This window comes from Burkholderia sp. BCC0397 (assembly GCF_902832865.1).
GTDB lineage: Bacteria > Pseudomonadota > Gammaproteobacteria > Burkholderiales > Burkholderiaceae > Burkholderia.
The window spans coordinates 737,623-761,041 of sequence record NZ_CADFDL010000002.1 but is presented as its reverse complement, the minus strand read 5'-3'; the positions used below and the strand labels follow the sequence as shown (position 1 = coordinate 761,041).

Below are 23,419 nucleotides of genomic sequence, written 5' to 3'. Positions count from 1 at the left end.
GCCTCGGCATCAGGCGAGAACGCCGGCCTCGACGAGGGCCGAACGCACGGCATCGTGGCAGCGCTCGTCGAGCGCCGTGAGCGGCAGCCGGATGCCGCCCTGCATCTTGCCCATCGCCTGCAGCGCCCACTTCACCGGGATCGGGTTCGCTTCGATGAACAGGTTCTTGTGCAGCGACAGCAGCTTCATGTGCAGCTCGCGCGCCGTCGCTACGTCGCCGGCCAGCGCCGCGCGGCACAGCTCGCTCATCGCGCGCGGCGCGACGTTCGCCGTCACCGAGATGTTGCCGTGGCCGCCGAGCAGCATCAGCGCGATCGCGGTCGGATCGTCGCCGCTGTAGATCGCGAAATGCTTCGGCGCGGCCTTGATCAGGTGCGCGGCGCGATCGATGTTGCCGGTCGCTTCCTTCACGCCGATGATGCCCGGCACCTGCGCGAGGCGCAGCGTCGTCTCGTGCGTCATGTCCGCGACCGTACGGCCCGGCACGTTGTACAGGATCACCGGCAGGTCGACCGCTTCGGCGATCGTCCGGAAGTGGCGGTACATGCCTTCCTGCGTCGGCTTGTTGTAGTACGGCACGACCTGCAGCGTCGCGTCCGCGCCGACCGCCTTCGCCTGCTTCGTCAGCTCGATCGCCTCGGCGGTCGAATTGCCGCCCGCGCCCGCGATGATCGGGATGCGTTTCGACGCATGCTCGACCGCCGTGCGGATCATCAGGATGTGCTCTTCGACGCTGAGCGTTGCCGACTCGCCGCTCGTACCGACGACGACGAGCGCATCGGTGCCTTCCGCGATGTGCCAGTCGACCAGTTTGCGAAACGCCGGCAGGTCGAGACTGCCGTCTTCGAGCATCGGGGTGACGATCGCGGGGATGCTGCCGCGGATTTGAATGCCGTCTTGGGTGCCGTTAGCCATGAAACGCGATTGATTGATGTACCGGTAAACGTTGGATTGTAGCGGATTAGCCGGGCAGTTCGTAACGTGGAATTCCCGCCCCCGCCTTCGGGGTCGCGCCCTCGCGCACTGCGCAGAGACGCTGGACGAACGCCTCGCGCGGCGCGGCGACGAAACCGTCCTCGTACGCGACCACCCGCAGGTGGCCGTGCACGGCGTCCAGCAGCTCGCCCGGGGCGAGCAGGAACGCGGGGTTGGACGGTTTTCCGACCGTTTCGTTTCCTTGCGCGAAGGTTTCGTAGATCAGCACGCCGCCCGGCGCCACCGCATCGAGCAGATGGGGCCAGAGCGGACGATGCAGGTAATTCGTGACGATCACGGCCACGAACCGCTCGTCGGCCGGCAGCGGCCACGGCGCGCCTTCGAGATCGGCCGCGCGGGCGTCGACGCCGGGAATCGCGCGCAACGCGGCCAGCGCGGCCGGATCGCGGTCGAGCGCGACGACCGGATGCCCGCGCGACGCAAACCAGCGCGCATGGCGGCCGCCGCCCGCGGCGACGTCGAGCACCGCACCGCCGGCCGGCACGAGCCGCGCCCATTGCGCAACCCAGCGCGACGGCTCGGCCTGGCCGACGTGGCCGCCCGCGGCGGCGATGACGGATTCGCTCATGCGCCGGATCAGTTGTACGACAGGCCCATCGCGTCGCGCACGTCGCGCATCGTTTCCGTCGCGTACTTGCGCGCCTTGTCGCAACCGTCCGCGACGATCGCACGCAGCAGCGACGGATCGTCCATGTACTTCTGCGCACGTTCGAGCATCGGCTGCTGTTCGCGCAGGATGCCTTCGACGACCGGCTGCTTGCAGTCGAGGCAGCCGATGCCCGCCGAGCGGCAGCCCTTCTGCACCCATTCGTGCGTCGCTTCGTCCGTATAGACCTGGTGAAGCTGCCACACCGGGCACTTGTCGGGATCGCCCGGATCGGTGCGACGCACGCGTGCGGGATCGGTCGGCATCGTGCGGACCTTCTTCGTGATCGTCTCGGCGTCCTCACGCAGGCCGATCGTGTTGCCGTACGACTTGGACATCTTCTGTCCGTCGAGGCCCGGCATCCGCGACGCTTCGGTCAGCAGCGCCTGCGGCTCGACCAGGATGATCTTGCGTGAGCCTTCGAGATAGCCGAACAGGCGCTCGCGATCGCTCATCGACAGGCTTTGCGATTCCTGCAGCATCGCGCGCGCCTGTTCGAGCGCCTCGTCGTCGCCTTCCTGCTGATACGCGTTGCGCAGCTCGTGATAGAGCTTCGCGCGCTTGCCGCCGAGCTTCTTCGCGGCTTCGAGCGCCTTCTCCTCGAAACCGGGCTCGCGGCCGTACAGGTAGTTGAAGCGGCGCGCGATCTCGCGCGTCATCTCGACGTGCGGCACCTGGTCCTCGCCGACCGGCACGAGCGAGCCGCGATACAGCAGGATATCGGCGGCCATCAGCACCGGGTAGCCGAGGAAGCCGTAGGTGGACAGATCCTTGTCCTTCAGCTTCTCCATCTGCTCCTTGTAGGTCGGCACGCGTTCGAGCCAGCCGAGCGGCGTGCTCATGCCGAGCAGCAGCGCGAGTTCCGCGTGCTCGGGCACCTTGCTCTGGATGAACAGCGTCGCCTGCCCCGGATCGATGCCGGACGCGAGCCAGTCGATCAGCACGTCCCACACGTTCTTCTCGATGACCTCGGGCGTCTCGTAGTGCGTCGTCAGCGCATGCCAGTCGACGACGCAGAAGAAGCACGGGTACTCGGACTGCAGCTTCACCCAGTTTTTCAGCACGCCGTGGTAATGACCGAGGTGCAGCGACCCGGTGGGTCGCATGCCGGAGAAAATACGTTCTGGGAACATGATTGTCGTTAGAAAAGCGAGGCGAAGGGAGACAGGATGGCGCTCAGGACGGCGTAGCCGACATTGACGAGCGGGCGCAGCCAGAAATTCGTCAGCACGCCCGTCGTGACGAGCACGAGGACGATGATGAAACCGTACGGCTCGATGCGCGACAGCGCGATCGATTGCCTGGTCGGCAGCAACGCCGCCAGGATGCGGCCGCCGTCGAGCGGCGGCAGCGGAAACAGGTTCAGCACGCCGAGCACGAGGTTCGCGCTGACGCCGGCGAACGCCATCCGCGTGAAGAACGGCTCGTCGACGCCGACGGCCGGCAGCACGAGGGTCAGCAGGCCCCAGACCAGCGCCTGCACGAAGTTGCAGGCCGGCCCCGCGAGCGCGACCCACAGGCTGCCCCAGCGCGGATTGCGCAGGTTGCCGAACGATACCGGCACCGGCTTCGCATAGCCGAACAGGAACGCGCCGCCGGTCAGGAAATACATCGCGAGCGGAATCGCGATCGTGCCGAGCGGGTCGATGTGGCGCATCGGATTGAACGACACGCGCCCCATCGCGTAGGCGGTGTTGTCGCCGAGCAGGCGCGCGGCGTAGCCATGCGCGGCCTCGTGCAGCGTGATCGCGAAGATCACGGGCAGCGCGTAGACGGCGATGGTCTGTATCAGGGAAGCATCCATATCGCGTTATTGTAACAAGCGCACTCGCGCAAAAATGAACGGCACGCTTACGCGACCGAGAGTCCGAACGGTTCGAGCGCGCCGCGCCCCGCGCGGATGAGTTCGGGCGCATCGCCGGTCAGGTCGATCACCGTCGACGGTTCGCGCGGGCAGGCGCCGCCGTCGATCACGAGGTCGACCTGTTTCTCGAGCCGCGTGCGGATTTCCTCGGGATCGTTCAGCGGTTCGTCGTCCGGCGGCAGGATCAGCGTCGTGCCGAGCAGCGGCTGGCCGAGCGACTCCAGCAGCGCGAGCGTGATCGCGTGATCGGGCACGCGCAGCCCGATCGTCTTGCGCGACGGGTGCGACAGCCGGCGCGGCACTTCCTTCGTCGCCTGCAGGATGAACACGTACGGGCCCGGCGTCACCGACTTGATCTGCCGGTACTGGCGGTTGTCGACCATCGCGAAGTTGGCGAGCTCCGACAGGTCGCGCACGAGCAGCGACATGTGCTGCTTCTCGTCGAGGCCGCGAATCCGGCGCACGCGCTCGACCGCATCCTTGTCGTCGAGATGGCACGCGAGCGCATAGCTCGAATCGGTCGGCATCGCGATCACGCCGCCCTTGCTGACGATCTCCACCGCCTGCTTGATCAGGCGCGGCTGCGGATTATCCGGATGAATCCTGAAGAACTGGGACATGGGGACACGTAAAGAGGGAGAAGTCGGATTTGCGCCTCGGCGGCCACGCGGGCGGCCCGAAGCCGCCCGGCGTCAGAGCCAGCGCTCCCAGACCGGTGTCAGGTCGGGCGGCAACGGCGGCAGGCCGCCGAGCTCGACGCGGCCCTCGCCCGGCGCGTGGAAATCCGAGCCGCGCGACACTTCGAAGCCGAAGCGGCGCGCAACGTCCGCGTATTCGCGGTACTGGTCGGGCGTGTGACTGCCCGTGATGACCTCGATCGCGCGGCCGCCGAGATCGATGAACTCGCCGAAGAACGCGTCGAATTCGACCGGCGTATAGCGATAGCGGCCCGGATGCGCGACCACCGCTTCGCCGCCTGCCGCGCGGATCCAGCCGACCGCGTCGGACAGCGACGCCCAGCGATGCGGGACGAAGCCGGGCTTGTCGTCGCCGAGCAGGCGGTCGAACACGTCGGATGTCGATTCGGCGTGGCCGTTCTCGACGAGAAAGCGCGCGAAGTGCGTGCGCGAGATCAGGTCGGGATTCGATACGTATTTCAGCGCGCCTTCGTACGCGCCGGGAATGCCGAGCGTCGCGAGCTGCTCCGCGATCGCCAGCGCGCGCGCCGCGCGGCCGTGGCGCGTGCGGTACAGGCCGTCGACCAGCGCCGGATGGGCGGGATCGATGTGCAGACCGACGATGTGCACGGTGCGCGATGCCCACGTGACCGAGATCTCGACGCCGCTCAGGTAGCGCATGCCGAGCGCTTCCGCCTCGCTGCGCGCCGCCGCCTGGCCGCCGATCTCGTCGTGGTCGGTCAGCGCCCACAGGGTCACGCCGCCCGCATGCGCACGGCGCGCGACGTCGGCAGGCGACAGCAACCCGTCGGAAACATTGGAATGGCAGTGGAGATCGGCGTTCATTGTCGGCATGGCAGGTAAGGCCTCATTCTACTGCAACGCGGCAATTGCGCCGCCCGCCTGCCGTGCCGCCGGCACCACGCGTCTACGCGCAGAACGCCTCGATCAGCGCCGCGATCTGCGCGGGCTGGTCGTGATGCACCATGTGGCCGGCATCCTCGACGAGTTTCTCGCGCCAGTCGGGGAATGCGTTGAAGCGCGCCTTGAATTCGGGCAGCGGGATGTCGCCGGCGAGATGCGCGAGCGTCGGCGAATTGACGGCCTCGACGTGCAGCACCTTCGCGCGCACCTGCTTCCAGATCGCCATCACCTCGTCGAGCCGGTACAGCAGCGGGCCCGGCATCTTGTGCGCCGGGTCGGCCAGCAGGTGGTAGAGGCCGTCGTCGCCGCGTGTCGACCAGTGCGCGGCGAGAAACGCGGCGCGGCGCGGATCGAGCCGCGGATTGGTCTTGATCAGGCGGGCCGCCACGTCGTCGAGGGATGCGTACGGCCGCAGCGCGGGCGGCTCGCGCAGCTCGTCGAGCCAGCCGCGCAGCCGGCGCGGCGCCTGTTCGGCGCGGGCCGGCGCGAGCCCGAACCCTTCGAGGTCGACCACGCGGCGCACGCGTTCCGGCCGTGCGCCGGCATACAGGCACACGACGTTCGCGCCCATGCTGTGTCCGACCAGATTGACCTCGCCGGTCGGCGCATAGCGGTCGACGAGCGCATCGAGGTCGCCCAGGTACTCGTGGAACCAGTAGTGGCCGCCGCCCTGCCGCGCGACCGGCCAGTCGGACAGCCCGAAGCCGCGCGCGTCGGGCGCGATCACCTGCCAGTCGCCCGCGAGCGCATCGACGACGAACTGGAACGACGCCGCGACGTCCATCCAGCCGTGCAGCATGAACAGCGTCGGCGCATCGGGCCGGCCCCAGCGCCGCACATGCAGCTGGACGCCGCGCACCGTGACGAAATCGGAAACAGAGCTCGAGGCACTCATTGCAGCCGCCAAAAAAAGAATGGTCGTTCGATTATAGCGGCGACGCCCCGGTTCCGGCAGCCGGCGATCGAGGTAGCGCTCTAGCGGCGAGGTCGTACGGGCCAAGCAGGAAGATGCCATCGGCCGCGGGCACGCGAGCCCGCCGACGGCCGCCCCCGACGCAGCCGAAAGCGATCCGGCTAATGAGCGGCGCTCCCGTCCGCCGCGTCCTGCGCGGCCAGTTCGTCGAGTTCGGCCTGCTCGAAGCCGGCATCGCGCCGCGCATCGAAATTGAACGGGCCGCGCAGCCGCGGCGCGTGGTATTGCCCGGCGAGTTGCCGATAGGTCGGCACGGGGTCGCGGCCGGCTGCGTCGCACAAATGGCGGAACCAGCGGTTGCCGATCGCGACATGGCCGATTTCGTCGCGCAGGATCACGTCGAGGATCGCGGCCGACGCGTCGTCGCCCGCCTGCACGAGCCGCGCGCGGATCGGCGGCGACGCGTCGAGCCCGCGGGCCTCGAGCGTCCGCGGCACGAGCGCCATGCGCGCCAGCACATCGTCCTTGGTTCGCTCGCACATCTCCCACAGGCCGTTGTGTGCGGGAAAATCGCCGTATGCGTGCCCGAATGCCGCGAGCCGGTCGGACAGCAGCGTGAAGTGATAGGCCTCCTCGGCCGCGACCTTCAGCCAGTCCGCATAGAACGCGTCCGGCTGCCCGGCGAAGCGCCACACGGCGTCGAGCGCCAGGTTGATCGCGTTGAATTCGATATGGGCGAGCGCATGCAGCAGCACGGCGCGCCCTTCGGGCGACCGCATGCTGCGCCGCTCGAGCTGGCGCGGCTCGACGAGCGGCGGCCGCGCCGGGCGCCCGGGCAGATCGGCCGGTTCGCGCAGTTGAAGCGACGGCGCGATCGCGGCCTGCCCGGCCCGCAGCGCATCGTACAGCGCGCGCACCTGCGCGGCCTTGGCCGCCGGCTCGACAACACGCAGCGCATCGAGCGCCACGCTGCGCACACAGGCCGGCGCCTGGCCGAAAGAAGAAGACGCGATGCTCATAAACGGGGACACCTTGCGTACGCATCGCGGGAGCACAGGCACGCGACGGTTTACAATATGCGTTTGCTCCGCGGCGCCATGCGCCGGGCAAACCGGACGCGCCATTCTACCGGCGCCCATCATCGAACAGACAAGGAGACTCCGTGACGATCTACAAGCTGGGCGAGACGGCCCCGACGATCCACGAAAGCGTGTTCGTCGCCGATACGGCGGCCATCATCGGCAAGGTCGTGCTCGAGGAAAACGCGAGCGTGTGGTTCGGCGCGACGATCCGCGGCGACAACGAGACGATTACGGTCGGCACCGGCAGCAACGTCCAGGAAGGCGCGGTCCTGCATACCGACCCGGGCTTTCCGCTGACGATTGCCGAGAACGTGACGATCGGGCACCAGGCCATGCTGCACGGCTGCACGATCGGCGAAGGTTCGCTGATCGGGATTCAGGCGGTGGTCTTGAATGGAGCGGTCATCGGCCGCAACTGTCTGGTCGGTGCCGGCGCGGTCGTGACGGAAGGCAAGACGTTCCCGGACAACTCGCTGATTCTCGGCGCACCGGCGAAAGTCGTGCGCGAGCTGTCGGCCGAAGACGTCGCGCGGCTGCGCGCAAACGCGAAGACGTATGTCGAGCGACGCGCGCATTTCAAGGAGCAACTCGTGCGGATCGGGTGATTCGCACGGATTTCAAGGAAGAAGAGTGAGCGACCAGTTACAGAAATTCATGTTCAATGCGGCGCCCGTGCGCGGCGAGATCGTTTCGCTGCGCAACACGTGGCAGGAAGTGCTCGCCCGCCGCGACTACCCTGCCCCCGTGCGCACGGTGCTCGGCGAGATGATGGCCGCGTGCGCGCTGCTGTCCGCGAACCTGAAATTTCACGGCACCCTGATCATGCAGATCTTCGGCGACGGGCCGGTCCAGATGCTGGTCGTCCAGTGCGGGTCCGATCTGTCGATGCGGGCCACCGCGAAGTTCTCCTCGGGTGAAGCCGCGCAGACGATCGGCGACGACACGAGCTTCGCGGCGCTCGTCAATGCGAGCGGCCACGGCCGCTGCGTGATCACGCTCGACCCGGCCGACAAGCTGCCGGGCCAGCAGCCGTACCAGGGCATCGTGCCGCTGAACGGCGTCGACGGCCCGCTCGAATCGGTGTCGCAGGTACTCGAGCACTACATGCATCACTCGGAGCAGCTCGACACGCGGCTGTGGCTCGCGGCCGATCGCGACCGCGCGGTCGGCATGCTGCTGCAGAAGCTGCCGGGCGACGGCGGCATCGTGCCGCGCAACGCCGAAACCGATATCGACACGTGGGAGCGCGTGTGCACGCTCGGCGGCACGCTGTCCGCGAAGGAGCTGCTCGAGGTCGAACCGGAAGTCGTGTTCCGCCGGCTGTTCTGGCAGGAAAACGTGCAGCACTTCGAACCGGCCGGCACGCGGTTCCAGTGTTCGTGCTCGCGCGAGAAGGTCGGTGCGATGCTGCGCATGCTCGGTCATGAAGAAGTCGACAGCGTGATCGTCGAGCGCGGCCACGTCGAGATCCACTGCGAATTCTGCAACCAGCGCTACGAATTCGATCCGGTCGACGTCGCGCAACTGTTCGCGGCACCCGGTGTCGAAACCGGCATCGCGCCCGCGACCGATCAGCGTCACTGAGCCGCGCGCCCGTGCCCGCCACCGGCGCGGCACGGGCGCATAATGACGCACGAGCGCCGCATGCGCGGCTCAGGCGCCGGAGGCCCGGCCTTCCACGCCAGCCGCTTTCACGATCGGCGCGCTGCAGGAGAAACACATGAATCGCCTCCGCCCGTTTTGCACCATTCGCACCCTCGTCCTGACGAGCACGGCCGCCGGGACGCTCGCGCTTGCCGGCTGCGCGATGCCGCCGCCGACTTCCACGCTCCTGAGCCGCCTGCCCGAACCGGGTGCGTCGGGCGGCCAGCCGCCCGTGCTGTCGAGCGCCGAACGCAAGCGCTACGACGAGATCGACCGGCAGGTCCTGCGCGAGCAGAACAGCGCGATGGCAGCCGAAGCGGCCGCGCGCGCGTGGGCCTATTACTCGCCGCCGCCCGTGACGGTCTACGGCGGGTACTACGGCGGATGGGGCAATCGCTGGGGCACGGGCGTCAGTTACGGCTACCCGGGCTGGTGGTGGTGAGCAAGTATCGCCCGATCGATTGACGACTGGCAGGAAATAAAAAAGCGCGGCATTTCCCGCGCTTTTTCAATGGATTCGACATACCGCGCTCAGTGATGCGCCGCCTTGCCCTTGTCGCCGCCGTGATGCCGCGACGGCTTCGCGATCGACTGCGGATTCGGCACGACCCGCACCGGCGCCGCGGAGACGGTGCCGCGCGTCGACGTATTCGACGGCGTGGTGTTCAGCGGCCCTGCAGGCGCGTTCGGCGACACGAACTGCACGAATACTTCGCCGTCCTTCACCATGCCCATCTCGTAGCGCGCACGCTCCTCGATCGCCGCGGTGCCGCTCTGCAGATCCTGCACTTCGCCGGCGGTGCGCTCGTTGCGCAGCTTCTCGTCCGCGTTCTTCTGGAGCTGGTCGTCGAGCTGCTGACGCAATTCGTGCACCCGCAGCCAGCCGCCGTGTCCCCACCATAGGGGGTACTGAATGAGCGCCAGCAAGGCAATCAGGACGACAGTGACAAGCCGCATGTAAGAGACGCAGATATAAGAAGCGCCGCTCCGCGCACAGGCACAGAGCGGCGTCGAGATGACGAACCCGATAGTAGCGCGTTAGCGCAGGTTATAGAAAGCCGATTTGCCCGGGTAGCTCGCGATGTCGCCGAGATCTTCCTCGATACGCAGCAGCTGGTTGTACTTCGAGATGCGGTCGCTGCGCGACAGCGAACCCGTCTTGATCTGACCGGCGTTCAGGCCGACCGCGATGTCCGCGATCGTCGAATCTTCCGTTTCGCCCGAGCGGTGCGAGATCACGGCCGTGTAGCCCGCGCGCTTCGCCATTTCGATCGCCGCGAACGTTTCGGTCAGCGTACCAATCTGGTTGATCTTGATGAGGATCGAGTTCGCGATGCCCTTCTCGATGCCTTCCTTCAGGATGCGCGTGTTCGTGACGAACAGGTCGTCGCCGACGAGCTGCACCTTCTTGCCGAGGCGATCGGTCAGCAGCTTCCAGCCGTCCCAGTCGCTTTCGTGCATGCCGTCCTCGATCGATACGATCGGGAACTTGTCGGCGAGCGTCGCGAGGTAGTCGGTGAATTCGGCCGACGACAGTTGCAGGCCTTCGCCCGCGAGCTGGTACTTGCCGTCGTGGTAGAACTCGGATGCCGCGCAGTCGAGCGCGAGCAGCACGTCTTCGCCCGCACGGTAGCCGGCCTTCTCGATCGCCTGCAGGATCGTCGACAGGCACTCGTCGTTGCTGCCGAAGTTCGGTGCGAAACCGCCTTCGTCGCCGACGGCCGTGCTCATGCCGCGGTCGCTCAGGATCTTCTTCAGCGCGTGGAATACTTCCGCGCCGCAACGCAGCGCTTCACGGAACGTCGGCTGGCTGACCGGGACGATCATGAATTCCTGGATGTCCAGGCTGTTGTTCGCGTGCGCGCCGCCGTTGACGATGTTCATCATCGGCACCGGCAGTTGCATCGCGCCCGAACCGCCGAAGTAGCGGTACAGCGGCAGGCCGGCTTCTTCAGCGGCGGCCTTCGCGACGGCCATCGACACGGCCAGCATCGCGTTCGCGCCGAGACGCGACTTGTTGTCGGTGCCGTCCAGTTCCAGCAGCGTCTTGTCGAGGAACGCCTGTTCCGACGCGTCGAGGCCCATGATGGCTTCGGAGATTTCGGTGTTGATGTGCTCGACCGCCTTCAGCACGCCCTTGCCGTTGTAGCGGCCGGCTTCGCCGTCACGCAGTTCGATCGCTTCACGCGAGCCGGTGGACGCGCCCGACGGCACCGCCGCGCGGCCCATCGTGCCCGATTCGAGCAGCACGTCGCATTCGACGGTGGGGTTGCCGCGCGAATCCAGAATCTCGCGGCCGATGATATCTACGATTGCACTCATGGGTTTCCTCTGAGAATGACGATGGATTCTTCAAACTGCGACGGCGCGCGCGCCGGAACCGCTTTCGCTACAGACGCGCGAAGCCGTCGCAAGGTTCATTCGATCTTTAATTGAAATCGTTTTCCAGGAACGGATTGCGCTTCACCGCCTGGTCGAGCGTGACGAGCGTCTCCAGCAGCGCACCCATCCGGTTCAGCGGCACCGCATTCGGGCCGTCCGACTTCGCCTCGGCCGGATTCGGATGCGTTTCCATGAAGAGGCCCGCGACGCCCGTCGCGACCGCCGCACGTGCGAGCACCGGCACGAATTCGCGCTGGCCGCCCGAGCTCGTGCCCTGCCCGCCCGGCAACTGCACCGAGTGGGTCGCATCGAACACGACCGGCGCGTTCGTCTCGCGCATGATCGCGAGCGAACGCATGTCCGACACGAGATTGTTGTAGCCGAACGAGACGCCGCGCTCGCACGCCATGAAGCGGTCTTCCGACAGACCGGCCTCGCGTGCGGCGTCGCGCGCCTTGTCGATCACGTTCTTCATGTCGTGCGGCGCGAGGAACTGGCCCTTCTTGATGTTGACGGGCTTGCCCGAGCGCGCGCACGCATGGATGAAATCGGTCTGACGGCACAGGAACGCCGGCGTCTGCAGCACGTCGACGACCGACGCGACCTGCTCGATCTCGTCGATCGCATGCACGTCGGTCAGCACCGGCAGGCCGAGCTGGCGCTTCACCTCGGACAGGATCCGCAGGCCCTCGTCCATTCCGAGGCCGCGAAACGATTTGCCCGAGCTGCGGTTTGCCTTGTCGTACGACGACTTGTAGATGAACGGAACGTTCAGCTTCTCGCAGATCTCCTTCAGGCGGCCCGCCGTGTCGATCGTCATTTGCTCCGATTCGACGACGCAGGTACCCGCGATCAGGAAGAAAGGCTTGTCGAGACCGACCTCGAAATCGCACAGCTTCATGCTTGCACTCCACGCGCTTGCTTGTTGGCGAGCGCGGCTTCGACGAACGACTTGAACAGCGGATGACCGTCACGCGGCGTGGACGTGAATTCCGGGTGGAACTGGACGCCGACGAACCACGGGTGCATCGAACGCGGCAGCTCCATCATTTCCGGCAGATCCTCGCTCGGGGTACGGGCGCTGATGATAAGGCCGCCGGCTTCGAGCTGGGGCACGAAGCGGTTATTGACTTCATAACGGTGGCGATGGCGCTCGTTCACGTCCTTGCCATAGATCTCTGCGGCCATCGTGCCGGGCTTGATCGGGCAGCGTTGCGAGCCGAGGCGCATCGTGCCGCCGAGATCGGATTCCTCGGTGCGCGTCTCGACCTTACCGTCGCGGTCGTACCATTCGGTGATCAGCGCGACCACGCGTTCCGGCGTTTCCGCGTCGAATTCCGTGCTGTTCGCCTGCTTCAGGCCGACGACGTCGCGCGCGAATTCGATCACCGCGAGCTGCATGCCGAGACAGATGCCGAGATACGGCACCTTCGACTCGCGCGCGTAGCGAACCGCGGCGATCTTGCCTTCCGTGCCGCGACGGCCGAAACCGCCCGGCACCAGCACGGCGTCGAGATGCTTCAGGCTGTCGACGCCGTTCGCCTCGAGCTCTTCCGAGTCGATGTATTCGATGTTGACCTTGGTCGACGTGTGGATCGACGCATGGCGCAGCGCCTCGATCAGCGACTTGTACGACTCGGTCAGATCGACGTACTTGCCGACCATGCCGATCGTCACTTCGTGCTGCGGGTTCTCGAGCTTCTCGACGAGCTCCGACCACATGCTCAGGTCGGCGTCCTTCGGCGACAGCTTCAGTTCCTCGCAGATGATCCGGTCGAGGCCCTGGTCGTGCAGCATCTGCGGAATCTTGTAGATGCTGTCGGCGTCCCACACCGAGATCACGGCGTCTTCGGGCACGTTCGAGAACATCGAGATCTTCTTCGATTCGTCGTCGGGGATGCGGCGGTCCGCACGGCACAGCAGCACGTGCGGCAGGATGCCGATCTCGCGCAGCTTCTGAACGCTGTGCTGGGTCGGCTTCGTCTTCAGCTCGCCGGCCGTCGCGACGTACGGCACGAGCGTCAGGTGCACGAAGCACGCGCTGTTGCGGCCGAGGCGCAGGCTCATCTGGCGCGCGGCCTCGAGGAACGGCAGCGACTCGATGTCGCCGACCGTGCCGCCGATCTCGACGATCGCGACGTCCGGCTCGCCGCAGGTGGCCGATGCCGCCCCGCGCTCGATGAACGCCTGGATTTCGTTCGTGATGTGCGGAATCACCTGCACGGTCTTGCCGAGATAGTCGCCGCGGCGTTCCTTGCGGATCACCGATTCGTAGATCTGGCCGGTCGTGAAGTTGTTGGCCTTGCGCATCTTCGTGCTGATGAAGCGCTCATAGTGGCCGAGGTCGAGGTCGGTCTCCGCTCCGTCTTCCGTCACGAACACTTCGCCGTGCTGGAACGGGCTCATCGTGCCGGGATCGACGTTGATGTAGGGATCGAGTTTGAGGAGGGTGACTTTCAGACCGCGCGATTCGAGGATCGCGGCGAGAGAGGCGGCGGCAATACCCTTGCCGAGGGAAGAAACTACGCCGCCGGTGACGAAAACATATTTGGTCATCGCTGGATGCTCGCGGGAAAAACGGATTATACCGTAAAGCCCGCCCTTTTCTCAGCAATTGGCGCGATGATCGCGCCCTTTCGGGCCGACCCGCGCCGGCCCGCGCCGACCGTGCGCGACGGCGCGAACCGGCCGGCCGGTCGGCGCCGCGCGCATGCGCCGGCGGGCGTTCCGGCCGCCCGACGAAACGTCAGGCGCGCTTCGCGAGCGGCGCGCCGGCCTGCAAAGCGCTGCCCTCTTCCGCCTTCAGCGAATTCAGCATCCGCTGCAATGCGCGAGCGGTCTCGATCGGCCGTTCCATCGGGAACAGGTGGCTGCCCTCCAGCCATTCGATGCGCCCGCGCGTCGCGCGGCGCGTCGCATCGAGCCCGACCTGCCGCACCTCGCGCGAGCGCGTGCCGGCGAGAAAGCCGAGCGGCACCGGCGCGCCGTGCGCGAGCCGCGGGCCCAGCGTGTGCGGCAGCGTCCGGTAGATCAGGTATTCGACCTGCCGGTCGAATGCGAGCGCGCGCTCGCCGTCGGCGCCGGCCTGCGGGATCCCGTGGTCGATATAGTCGGCGAGCATCCGCTCATCCCAGCGCGCGAACGCGGGCTTCTCGCGGAAGTGCCGCCACACTTCGTCGCGGCTCATCCAGCGCGTGCGCCGGTTGCGCGTCGCCGCGGCCGGCGACAGCCGCTCGTCGAGCCCCGCCCACTGGCTCGCGCGCAGCGCGCCGGCACGCCAGCCCGCGATGATCGGTGAGTCGATCATCACGACGCCGCGCACCCACTGCGGCTTCTTCAGCGCAGCCATCAACGACAGGTAGCCGCCGAGCGAATGGCCGACGAGCCAGACCGGGCGCTCGTAGCGGCTGCCGATGTCGTCGAGCAGTTGCTCGACGAGATGCGGCCAGTCGCGCGTCACCGGGTAGCGGCGGTCGTGGCCGATCCGTTCGATGTAGCGCAGCTCGTAGTCGTCGGCCAGTTCGGCGAAGATCGTCCGGTACGTCGACGCCGGGAAGCCGTTCGCATGCGAGAAGTGGAGGATGTCCTTCAAAACGCCGATGTCTCCTTTGTCGGTGGGAGTAAGTGCTTCAGCACTTACTCCCACCCCATGCTTCGCGGTCGGCGGGAGTTGGTGCTTCAGCACCTATTCCCACCCCATGCTTCGCGGTCGGTGGGAGTGAGTGCTTCAGCACCTACTTCCACCCCATGCTTCGCGGTCGGCGGGAGTGGGTGCTTCAGCGCTTACGCCAGTCCCATGCTTCGTATTCTGTCGGAACCGTGCTTCGGCACGCTACGCCGGCCCCGCGCTTTCTGTCCTGATACGCCGGCCTTCGCCGCGCTTACCGGTCCATCCAGTACCGGCGCCGTTCGTCGCGATAGCGCGTGAAGGCGAACCCGCCGCCGGCCGGCGCGACGTCGAACCGCACGGCGCCGTCGCGATCGGTGCGCGGCAGCGGAATCCCGCGCGCCTCGTAGCGGGCGAGCACGGTCCGGTGCGGATGCCCGAAACGATTGCGATAGCCTACAGGAAATACCGCGACGCGCGGCCCGACCGAATCGAGGAAAGGCTCGATCGACGACGTGCGGCTGCCGTGGTGCGGAACGACCAGGATCTGCGCGGCCAGCGCGTCGCGCGCATCGGCCACCAGCCGGCGCTCGGCGGCGGCCTCGATGTCGCCCGTCAGCAGGGCCGACGTGCCGCCCGCATCGATGCGCAGCACGCACGATTGTCCGTTCGACGAACCCGTGCCCACCCCGCCCGGCGGCCACAGCATCGTGAAAACGACGCCGTCCCAGGTCCACCGCTGCCCGGCCGCACAAGGCAGCCGATCGGCCACGCCGGCCGCCTGCGCATCGCGCCACAGCCGGTGCCGCGGCGCAATGCCGGCCAGCAGCTGGCGCACGTCGGTGGCCGCATAGACGGCCGGTGCGCCGCCCGCATGATCGGCATCCGCATGACTGAGCACGAGCGAATCGATCGTCGCGATGCCGCGCGCCCGCAACGCCGGCGCGACGATCCGCGTACCGGCGTGGGACGACTCCGCACCCGGCCCCGCATCGAACAGCAAGGTCCGCCGCGCGGTTTCGACCAGCACCGCCGCGCCCTGCCCGACGTCGAGCACGGTCAGCCGGAAGCCGCCCGGCGGCGGTGCATCCGGCGTCGGCGCGACGAGCGGCAGCCACGTGAGCGGCGCCGCCCAGCGCAGCGGCCAGCCGCGCGGCATCAGCGCCCACACGACACCCACGCAGGCCAGCGCCAGCACCGGCCAGTCGGGCATGCGCAGCCAGAACACGCCGCCCGGCCAGTCGGCCAGGTGCCCGAGCAGCGTCATCATCGGTGCGAGCGCCGCATGCGCAAGCCGGAAGGCAGCCGCATCGAGCGGCGGCGGCAACGCGATGCCGGCCAGCACGACCGGCGTCACGACCGAGCTGACCCACGGAATCGCGAACGCATTGCCGAACGGGCCCGACAGGGAAACCTGCGCGAACCACGCGGCGGTGAGCGGCGCGAGACCGATCGTCACCGCGTACTGCACGCGCGTCGCCTCGGCGATGCGGCGCCGGCAGCGCGTAGCCCACCCGCGCAGCCGGCGCCGCAAGCCGGCCGTGCCGCTTTCCGCGCCCGCTTCGTCGATCTCGTCGCCCTCGTCAGCCTCGCGCACCGCGCGCCAGCCGGCGACGGCCAGCAGGATCACGGCGACCGCGCCGAACGACAGCCAGAATCCGGCCGACAGCACGGCCCACGGATCGGCGAGCAGCACACCACCGAGCGCCGCGCACAGCACCGCCGACGTCGGCACGCTGCGCCCGGCCAGATACGCGATGCCGCCGCCCGCGATCATCCACCATGCGCGCTGCGCCGGTACGTTGAAGCCGGCGAGCGCGGCATAGCCCGCCGCCGCGGCCAGCGCGGCGAGCGCGGCCGCGTACGGCGCCGGCAACACGAGCGTCGCGGCCCGCGCGCGCCAGCGCACGCGGCGCCAGACCATCGAGACGAGCCAGCCGGCGATCGCGCCGACCAGCCCGACATGTAGACCGGAAATCGCGACCAGATGGCTCGTGCCGGTGTTGCGCAGGACGCGCCAGTCGTCGTCGCCGATGCCCGACTGGTCGCCGATCGCCAGCGCGGCGACGATGCCGCGATGCGCGGCATCGATACCGAGCACCTCGCCGATGCGCGCCCGCAGCGTGTCGCGCACCCGATCGATCGATGCACGCCATCCCGATGCGCGCGCATCGAGCAATACCGCCCGACGCGGCGCACTGACATAGCCGATCGCACGAATGCCCGCGGCGAGCCACGCCGCCTCGCTGTCGCGCACGCCGGGATTGGCCTCGGCATGCGGACGCTTGAGACGCACGACGAAACGCCAGCGCTGGGCCGCATGCAAATCGGGCAGCGCATCGCGTGTCGCGGATGCGCCATACGCGCGCCACGACAACCGGATCAAGGGCGGAAAACGGGTGAGCCCCGCATCGTTCGATTCGACCGCGAACAGCAGCCGCGCGCCTGTCTCGTCGACGACGGGCAACCCGCGGATCACGCCCGTGACGACGATGTCGCGCCCTTCCCACTCTGCCGGCAGACTGTCGCGCAGCCGCCATTCGGCTCGCGCGGCCGCATAGCCGAACCCCGCGACGCAGGCCGCGAGCGCGCACAGCATCCAGCCGCACACGACGACCGCACGCGTGCGCCGTCGACGCACGCACCACGCGCCCAGCGCCGCGCAGCCCGCGAGCACGGCTGCTCCGACCGCCCATGCGATCGCCCCCGGCAACGCCGCCTGCCGCTGCAGCACGACGACGCCGAGCGCGAACGCGATCCACCACACGCGCATTCCGCCTCCTCGTCGACCCGGCGCCGCCCCTGCCAATGCGGCGCGTTCCGGCAACGATTATGCGGACGAAAGTGCGAGTCGCGGCAGCGCGGCGAGCGCGTTAGCCGAAGTGCATAGGGACAATTCGCCGGCATCGAGCCCGCGCAATTCGGCGAGCACGCCGCCGATGCGCGGCACCTGGTCGGGCGTATTGCGGGATTTGTATGCCCATTCGGGCGCGATGTCGGGCGCGTCGGTCTCGACGACGAGCGCGTCGAGCGGCAATTCGGCGGCGAGCCGGCGGATCTGCCGCGCGCGCGTGAAGGTCACGTTGCCGCCGAAGCCGAGATGCAGCCCCTGCGCCAGATACGCTTCGGCCTGCTGGAAACTGCCGTTGAACGCATGCGCGATGCCGCGCCGCACGCCGAAACGGCGCAGCCCGGCCAGCACGCGGTCCTGCGACTTGCGCACGTGGCACAGCACCGGCAGATCGAATTCCCGCGCCAGCCTGAGCTGGCCCTGGTAGAAGAACTGCTGCCGGTCTTCGTCGAGCCCCGGCACGAAATAGTCGAGCCCGATCTCGCCGATCGCGACGAAACGCGGATCGTCGAGGCTCGCCTCGATCTCCATGCGCAGCCGGTCGAGATCCGCGTCGCGGGCCTGCGGCGTATACATCGGATGGATGCCGAGCGCGTACGCCGCGCCCGGCGTGCGCTGCGCGAGTTCGCGCACCGTCGTGAAGTTGTCGCGCCCGATGCTCGGGATCACGATGCGCGACACGCCGGCCGCGTGCGCAGCCTGCGCGACCGCGTCGCGGTCGGCGTCGAACTCGGCGGCATCGAGATGGCAGTGCGTGTCGATCCACATGGCAGCGGTCCTGCGCCGTTGCGCCGCGCCGGACGAACCGGCGGCCGGCCAAAGGCGCGTTGCTTCTTACACCGGCAGCGCCGGCTCCTCGTGCAGCACCCCGTCGCGCAGCCGCATGATGCGGTCGCAGCGCGCGGCGAGATCCGGGTCGTGCGTGACGATCACGAAGCTCGTTTCGAGCGTCTCGGACAGCTCGAGCATCAGGTTGAACACCGTGTCGGCCGTCGTGCCGTCGAGGTTGCCGGTCGGCTCGTCGGCGAGCACGCAGGCCGGCTTCGTGACCAGCGCGCGCGCGATCGCGACGCGCTGCCGTTCGCCGCCCGACAGCTCGCCCGGCCGATGCTTCGCACGCGGGCCGAGCCCGACACGTTCGAGCATCGCCTGTGCCTGCTCGCGCGCGTCCTCGGTCGTCATCCGGCGGATGCGCAGCGGCATCGCGACGTTGTCGAGCGCCGTGAACTCGGGCAGCAGGTGGTGGAACTGGTAGACGAAACCGAGCGCGCGGTTGCGCAGCTCGTTGCGCTCGCGTTCGGCGAGCTGCGTAAACGGCTTGCCGAGCAACGACACTTCGCCGGCGCTCGGCTCGTCGAGCCCGCCCAGCACGTGCAGCAGCGTGCTCTTGCCGGAGCCCGACGCGCCGACGACCGCGAGCTTCTCGCCGCGCCGCACCGTCAGCTCGGTATTGTTGAGCACCTGCACGTTGAAGCCGCCCTGCACGAACGCCTTCGTGATCCCGCGCGCCTGAAGCACGTATTCCTGCATACCTGCCGAATCCTGTCTGTTGTGTTGTCGTGAATCCGCGAATGCGGTCGCGCGGTCATTCATAGCGGAGCGCCTCCGCCGGCTTCACCTTCGCGCCGCGCCAGCTCGGATAGAGCGTGGCCACGGCCGACAGCGCGAACGCGATCAGCCCGATCCGGATCACGTCGCTCGCGACGAGTTCGGACGGCAGCTCGCTGATGAAGTACACCGACGGCGGCAGGAACTGCACGCCGAACAGGTGCTCGATCATCGGGATCAGCCACGGGATGCTCCACGCGATCAGGCAGCCGAGCGCGACGCCGGTCGCGGTGCCGACGAAGCCGATCGTCACGCCCTGCACGACGAAGATCTTCATGATCGAGCCCGGCTGCGCGCCGAGCGTGCGCAGGATCGCGATGTCGGCCTGCTTGTTGGTCACCGTCATCACGAGCGACGACACGAGATTGAACGCGGCCACCGCGATGATCAGCGTGAGGATGATGAACATCATCCGCTTCTCGATCTGCACGGCCGAGAACCACGTCTTGTTCTGCTGGGTCCAGTCGCGGATGTACAGGCTGCCCGACAGCGTATGCGACAGCTCGACCGCGACCTGCGGCGCCTTCTGCATGTCGGTGAGCCGCAGCCGCACGCCGGTCGGCGCGCTCATCCGGAACAGCGCCTCGGCATCGCGGATGTTGATCATCGCGAGCGTGCTGTCGTATTCGTAGTGGCCCGACTCGAACACGCCGACGACCGTGAACTGCTTCAGGCGCGGCATCATGCCGGCCGGCGTGATCGAGCCTTCGGGCGCGACGAGCGTGACCTTGTCGCCGACCGTCACGCCGAGGTTGCCGGCGAGCGCGTCGCCGAGCACGATGCCGAACTGGCCCGGCACGAGCGCGCCGAGCTGGCCGGCCTTCATGTCCTTGCCGATGTCGGACACCTGCGGTTCGAGCGATGGCTCGACGCCGCGCAGCATCACGCCGCTCACCGCGTCCTGGCGCGTGAGCAGCGCCTGCGCGTCGACGTACGGCGCCGCGCCGATCACCGACGGATTGCGGCGCGCTTCCTGCGCGGTCAGTTGCCAGTCGGGCATCGAACCCGTCGGCGAGAACACCTCGACGTGCGCGAGCACCGACAGCATGCGGTCGCGCACTTCCTTCTGGAAGCCGTTCATCACCGACAGCACGACGATCAGCGCCGCGACGCCGAGCGCGATCCCGAGCATCGACACGAGCGCGATGAAGGAAATGAAGCCGTTGCCGGTCGTGCGTTTGCCGGCGCGCGTGTAGCGCCAGCCGATCTGCCATTCGTACGGAAGTTTCAAGCGAATCCTTTCTGCTGGTTACGGCGGACAGGCGCGCCGCGGCCGGACCGCCGCCGGGTGGCGGCCGGCAGCCCGGGCACGGTCGAAAAACGGCCGCCGGACGCGAACGGGCCGTCAGCCGGCCCGATCACGCGCGCAGTTTGCCATACAATGCGCACCATCATGCACGACCGACGCCTCCATTTTCTCGTTCCGTTCGCGCTGCCGTCGGCGGCCGATGCGGCCTCGTCCCTGCACACGCTGGACAGCCCCGCGCTCCAGAAGTTGCTCGCCCGCGCGAGCCTCGTCGAGCGCGTGGCCGGCGAGGACTTCCAGCGCACGCTGCCGCACGAGCGCTGGCTGGCAAGCCGGTTCGGCGCCACGCAGGGCAACGCCGCGGACGAGGCGCCGCTCGCGCCCTACATGCTGCTGGCCGACGGCGGCGATCCCGGCGCGCACGCATGGGCGTGCGTCGAGCCCGTGCACGTCGAAATCGCGCACGATCACCTGGTGCTCGTCGATCCGGCCGCCCTCGCGCTCGACGACGGCGACGCGGCCGCGCTGCTCGCGGTCGCGCGGCCGCTGATCGAGGAGCTGGGCGTGCGGCTCGAAGCGCCGAACCCGGCGCGCTGGTATCTGTCGAGCGACCAGCTCGCGCGCCTCGCCGGCGCCGCGCCGCTGCGCGCCAGCGGCCGCAACATCGAGATCTGGCTGCCGCACGAGGCGCATACGGGCGAGCGCTCGCGGATGTGGATGAAACTGCAGAACGAAGTGCAGATGGCGTGGTTCCAGCATCCGGTGAACGAAGCGCGCGAGGCCCGCGGGCTGCCGGCCGTCAATTCGATCTGGTTCCATGCACAGGGCACACTGAAGCCTGTGAGCAAGCCGTTCGCACGCGTGCTGTCCGCGTCGCCCGCCGCGCGCGGCCTCGCGCGCGCCGCGCAAACCGAAGCCGGCAGCCCGCCCGCGACGTTCGGCGCGCTGTCCGCTATCGACGGCGCGACGCTCGTCGAACTGCCGGCGCTGACCACCCCGTTCATCGAGCAGGACTGGGCGCGCTGGCACGACGGCCTCGCCGCGCTCGAGCGCGACTGGTTCGCGCCCGCGCTCGCCGCGCTGCAGAACGGCGAGCTGGCCGCCGTCGATGTCACGCTGTGCGGCGACACGAGCTCCGTGACGCTGCACGCGACGCGCGGCGACCTGCGCAAGTTCTGGCGCCGCCGCGCGCTCGCCTCCCTGTTCGAATAACCAGCAGACCCCGAATGACCCGGATCGTTACCCGCCCCGTCGCGCCCGCCGACGCCGAAGTGCTCGCGCGCCACGGCCTGCACCCCGTCCTCGCGCGCCTGTACGCGTCGCGCGGCGTGCAGTCGCCCGTCGACATCGAGACCGCGCTCGCGCGCCTCGTTCCGCCCACCGAGCTGAAAGGTTGCGCCGATGCGGCGGCGCTGCTCGCCGACGCGATCGCCGACAAGCGGCGCCTGCTGGTCGTCGCCGACTACGACTGCGACGGCGCGACCGCCTGCGCGGTGGCGGTGCGCGGCCTGCGGATGTTCGGCGCGCAGATCGACTACCTGGTGCCGAACCGCTTCGAATACGGCTACGGCCTGACGCCCGAGATCGTCGAACTCGCGGCCGCGCGCAAGCCCGACCTGCTGATCACCGTCGACAACGGGATCGCGAGCGTCGCGGGCGTCGAAGCCGCGAACGCACGCGGCATCGACGTGCTCGTGACCGACCACCACCTGCCCGGCGACGCGCTGCCCGCCGCACGCGCGATCGTCAACCCGAACCAGCCCGGCTGCGCGTTCCCGAGCAAGCACCTCGCCGGCGTCGGCGTGATGTTCTACGTGCTGCTCGCGCTGCGCGCCGAGCTGCGCCGCCGCGGCGCGTTCGCGAGCAAGGAAGCCGAACCGCGCCTCGACGGCCTGCTCGACCTCGTCGCGCTCGGCACCGTCGCCGACGTCGTGCGGCTCGACGGCAACAACCGCGTGCTCGTGGCCCAAGGGCTGCAGCGCATCCGCAACGGCCGCATGCAGCCGGGCATCGCCGCGCTGTTCCGCGCCGCCGCGCGCGAAGCGCGCACCGCGTCGGGCTTCGACCTCGGCTTCGGCCTCGGTCCGCGCCTGAACGCCGCCGGCCGGCTGTCCGACATGTCGCTCGGCATCGAATGCCTGATCACCGACGACATCGGCCGCGCGTGGGACCTCGCGCAGCAGCTCGACGTGATGAACCGCGAGCGCCGCGAAATCGAGGCCGGCATGCAGCAGCAGGCGCTCGCGGATCTCGCCGACGTCGATCCGGCCGACGCATGCACGATCACGCTGTTCAATCCCGAGTGGCACCAGGGCGTGATCGGCATCGTCGCCGGCCGGCTCAAGGAAAAATTCCACCGCCCGTCGTTCACGTTCGCGCACGCCGACGACGAAGGCAAGCGGGTCAAGGGTTCCGGCCGGTCGATCGCCGGCTTCCACCTGCGCGACGCGCTCGACCTCGTGTCGAAACGCGAGCCGGACCTGATCGTCGCGTTCGGCGGCCACGCGATGGCGGCCGGCCTCACGCTCGACACCGAAAACGTGCCGCGCTTCGCGGCCGCGTTCGAGGCCGTCGCGCGCGAATGGCTATCCGACGACGCGCTCGCCCGCGTGATCGAGACCGACGGCGAACTCGAGGACGCGTACTTCACGCCGCAGTTCGTCGGCCTGCTCGATGAAGCCGTCTGGGGGCAAGGGTTTCCGGCCCCGCTTTTCTCGGGCGAATTCGACGTCGTATCGCAATCGCTCGTGAAGGAAAAGCACCTGAAGCTACAGCTCGCGCGCGGCCGCCAGCGCTTCAACGCGATCTGGTTCAACCACACCGAGCCGCTGCCGGCGAGCGCGCTGGTCGCGTACCGGCTCGTCGCCGATACGTGGAACGGCGTCACGCGCGTCCAGCTGATCGTCGAACACGCGGCCGGCTGAGCACGCCACCCGGCCCGCGACGCGCCGCCGCACACGTGCGCGCCGCGCCGGACGG

At 68.4% G+C, this 23,419-nt stretch carries 22 protein-coding genes; 5 read left to right on the top strand and 17 right to left on the bottom strand.

Annotation, left to right across the window (positions count from 1 at the left end; all coding sequences use genetic code 11):
• Positions 1-9: 9 nt before the first annotated feature.
• The 8 genes from dapA to HWX03_RS08240 all read right to left on the bottom strand — a co-directional run bounded on the left by dapA (position 10) and on the right by HWX03_RS08240 (position 7,039).
• Positions 10-915 carry a 4-hydroxy-tetrahydrodipicolinate synthase gene (gene dapA / locus HWX03_RS08275; protein ID WP_175819540.1) on the bottom strand — a complete coding sequence of 302 codons (906 nt, stop codon included), beginning with the start codon at positions 913-915 and terminating at the stop codon, positions 10-12.
• Positions 916-961: 46 nt separating this feature from the next.
• Positions 962-1,564 (bottom strand): class I SAM-dependent methyltransferase, encoded by a 603-nt coding sequence (locus HWX03_RS08270; protein WP_175870945.1) that lies wholly within the window; start codon positions 1,562-1,564, stop codon positions 962-964.
• Between the two features lie 8 nt (positions 1,565-1,572).
• Positions 1,573-2,775, bottom strand: a complete 1,203-nt coding sequence (locus HWX03_RS08265; protein WP_174431800.1) for a tryptophan--tRNA ligase — start codon at positions 2,773-2,775, stop codon at positions 1,573-1,575.
• An 8-nt stretch (positions 2,776-2,783) separates the two neighbouring features.
• The gene (locus tag HWX03_RS08260) at positions 2,784-3,446 is read right to left on the bottom strand and encodes a site-2 protease family protein (protein ID WP_011549479.1); all 663 of its coding nucleotides are present in this window, start codon (positions 3,444-3,446) and stop codon (positions 2,784-2,786) included.
• Positions 3,447-3,493: 47 nt separating this feature from the next.
• Complete coding sequence (locus tag HWX03_RS08255; RefSeq protein WP_174431798.1) at positions 3,494-4,126, bottom strand: L-threonylcarbamoyladenylate synthase; 633 nt, start codon at positions 4,124-4,126, stop codon at positions 3,494-3,496.
• 72 nt (positions 4,127-4,198) lie between these two features.
• Positions 4,199-5,029, bottom strand: a complete 831-nt coding sequence (locus tag HWX03_RS08250; RefSeq protein WP_175871143.1) for a 3',5'-nucleoside bisphosphate phosphatase — start codon at positions 5,027-5,029, stop codon at positions 4,199-4,201.
• A gap of 82 nt (positions 5,030-5,111) precedes the next feature.
• Complete coding sequence (locus HWX03_RS08245; protein WP_175870944.1) at positions 5,112-6,002, bottom strand: alpha/beta hydrolase; 891 nt, start codon at positions 6,000-6,002, stop codon at positions 5,112-5,114.
• Positions 6,003-6,181: 179 nt separating this feature from the next.
• The gene (locus HWX03_RS08240) at positions 6,182-7,039 is read right to left on the bottom strand and encodes a ferritin-like domain-containing protein (protein ID WP_175870943.1); all 858 of its coding nucleotides are present in this window, start codon (positions 7,037-7,039) and stop codon (positions 6,182-6,184) included.
• A gap of 143 nt (positions 7,040-7,182) precedes the next feature.
• Between HWX03_RS08240 and HWX03_RS08235 the strand changes: the two genes are divergently transcribed.
• The 3 genes from HWX03_RS08235 (at position 7,183) to HWX03_RS08225 (ending at position 9,188) form a co-directional block, all read left to right on the top strand.
• A complete protein-coding gene (locus tag HWX03_RS08235; RefSeq protein ID WP_175870942.1) occupies positions 7,183-7,707 on the top strand; it encodes a gamma carbonic anhydrase family protein in 525 nt (174 codons plus the stop codon).
• A gap of 25 nt (positions 7,708-7,732) precedes the next feature.
• Positions 7,733-8,686: an Hsp33 family molecular chaperone HslO gene (hslO, locus tag HWX03_RS08230; protein ID WP_175870941.1), complete on the top strand. Its 954-nt coding sequence runs from the start codon at positions 7,733-7,735 to the stop codon at positions 8,684-8,686.
• A gap of 136 nt (positions 8,687-8,822) precedes the next feature.
• On the top strand, positions 8,823-9,188 hold the full coding sequence (locus HWX03_RS08225) for a hypothetical protein (protein ID WP_175870940.1): 366 nt from the start codon (positions 8,823-8,825) through the stop codon (positions 9,186-9,188).
• An 89-nt stretch (positions 9,189-9,277) separates the two neighbouring features.
• Here the strand turns inward: HWX03_RS08225 and ftsB are convergent, their stop codons facing one another.
• From ftsB to HWX03_RS08180, 9 genes are all read right to left on the bottom strand, one after another.
• Positions 9,278-9,703, bottom strand: coding sequence for a cell division protein FtsB (ftsB, locus tag HWX03_RS08220; RefSeq protein WP_175870939.1), 426 nt, complete (start codon positions 9,701-9,703; stop codon positions 9,278-9,280).
• Positions 9,704-9,784: 81 nt separating this feature from the next.
• Entirely contained in the window at positions 9,785-11,068 is a 1,284-nt protein-coding gene (gene eno, locus HWX03_RS08215) for a phosphopyruvate hydratase (protein ID WP_006478406.1), read from the bottom strand.
• A gap of 106 nt (positions 11,069-11,174) precedes the next feature.
• Positions 11,175-12,029 (bottom strand): 3-deoxy-8-phosphooctulonate synthase, encoded by an 855-nt coding sequence (kdsA, locus tag HWX03_RS08210; RefSeq protein ID WP_114177450.1) that lies wholly within the window; start codon positions 12,027-12,029, stop codon positions 11,175-11,177.
• Positions 12,026-13,684, bottom strand: a complete 1,659-nt coding sequence (locus HWX03_RS08205) for a CTP synthase (protein WP_175870938.1) — start codon at positions 13,682-13,684, stop codon at positions 12,026-12,028. Before HWX03_RS08205 ends, kdsA begins: the two co-directional genes overlap by 4 nt.
• 190 nt (positions 13,685-13,874) lie before the next feature.
• The gene (locus tag HWX03_RS08200; RefSeq protein WP_174389650.1) at positions 13,875-14,720 is read right to left on the bottom strand and encodes an alpha/beta hydrolase; all 846 of its coding nucleotides are present in this window, start codon (positions 14,718-14,720) and stop codon (positions 13,875-13,877) included.
• A 289-nt stretch (positions 14,721-15,009) separates the two neighbouring features.
• Positions 15,010-17,508, bottom strand: a complete 2,499-nt coding sequence (locus tag HWX03_RS08195; protein ID WP_175870937.1) for a DNA internalization-related competence protein ComEC/Rec2 — start codon at positions 17,506-17,508, stop codon at positions 15,010-15,012.
• Positions 17,509-17,565: 57 nt separating this feature from the next.
• A complete protein-coding gene (locus HWX03_RS08190; protein WP_175819531.1) occupies positions 17,566-18,354 on the bottom strand; it encodes a TatD family hydrolase in 789 nt (262 codons plus the stop codon).
• A 66-nt stretch (positions 18,355-18,420) separates the two neighbouring features.
• Positions 18,421-19,116, bottom strand: a complete 696-nt coding sequence (gene lolD / locus HWX03_RS08185) for a lipoprotein-releasing ABC transporter ATP-binding protein LolD (RefSeq protein ID WP_034174517.1) — start codon at positions 19,114-19,116, stop codon at positions 18,421-18,423.
• A gap of 55 nt (positions 19,117-19,171) precedes the next feature.
• Positions 19,172-20,425: a lipoprotein-releasing ABC transporter permease subunit gene (locus HWX03_RS08180; RefSeq protein WP_174389654.1), complete on the bottom strand. Its 1,254-nt coding sequence runs from the start codon at positions 20,423-20,425 to the stop codon at positions 19,172-19,174.
• A 162-nt stretch (positions 20,426-20,587) separates the two neighbouring features.
• Here HWX03_RS08180 and HWX03_RS08175 point away from each other — a divergent pair, with 162 nt between their 5' ends.
• Both HWX03_RS08175 and recJ read left to right on the top strand, forming a co-directional pair.
• Positions 20,588-21,652, top strand: coding sequence for a regulator (locus tag HWX03_RS08175; protein WP_244132605.1), 1,065 nt, complete (start codon positions 20,588-20,590; stop codon positions 21,650-21,652).
• Positions 21,653-21,666: 14 nt separating this feature from the next.
• Positions 21,667-23,364: a single-stranded-DNA-specific exonuclease RecJ gene (gene recJ, locus HWX03_RS08170; RefSeq protein WP_174389656.1), complete on the top strand. Its 1,698-nt coding sequence runs from the start codon at positions 21,667-21,669 to the stop codon at positions 23,362-23,364.
• Positions 23,365-23,419: the final 55 nt, after the last annotated feature.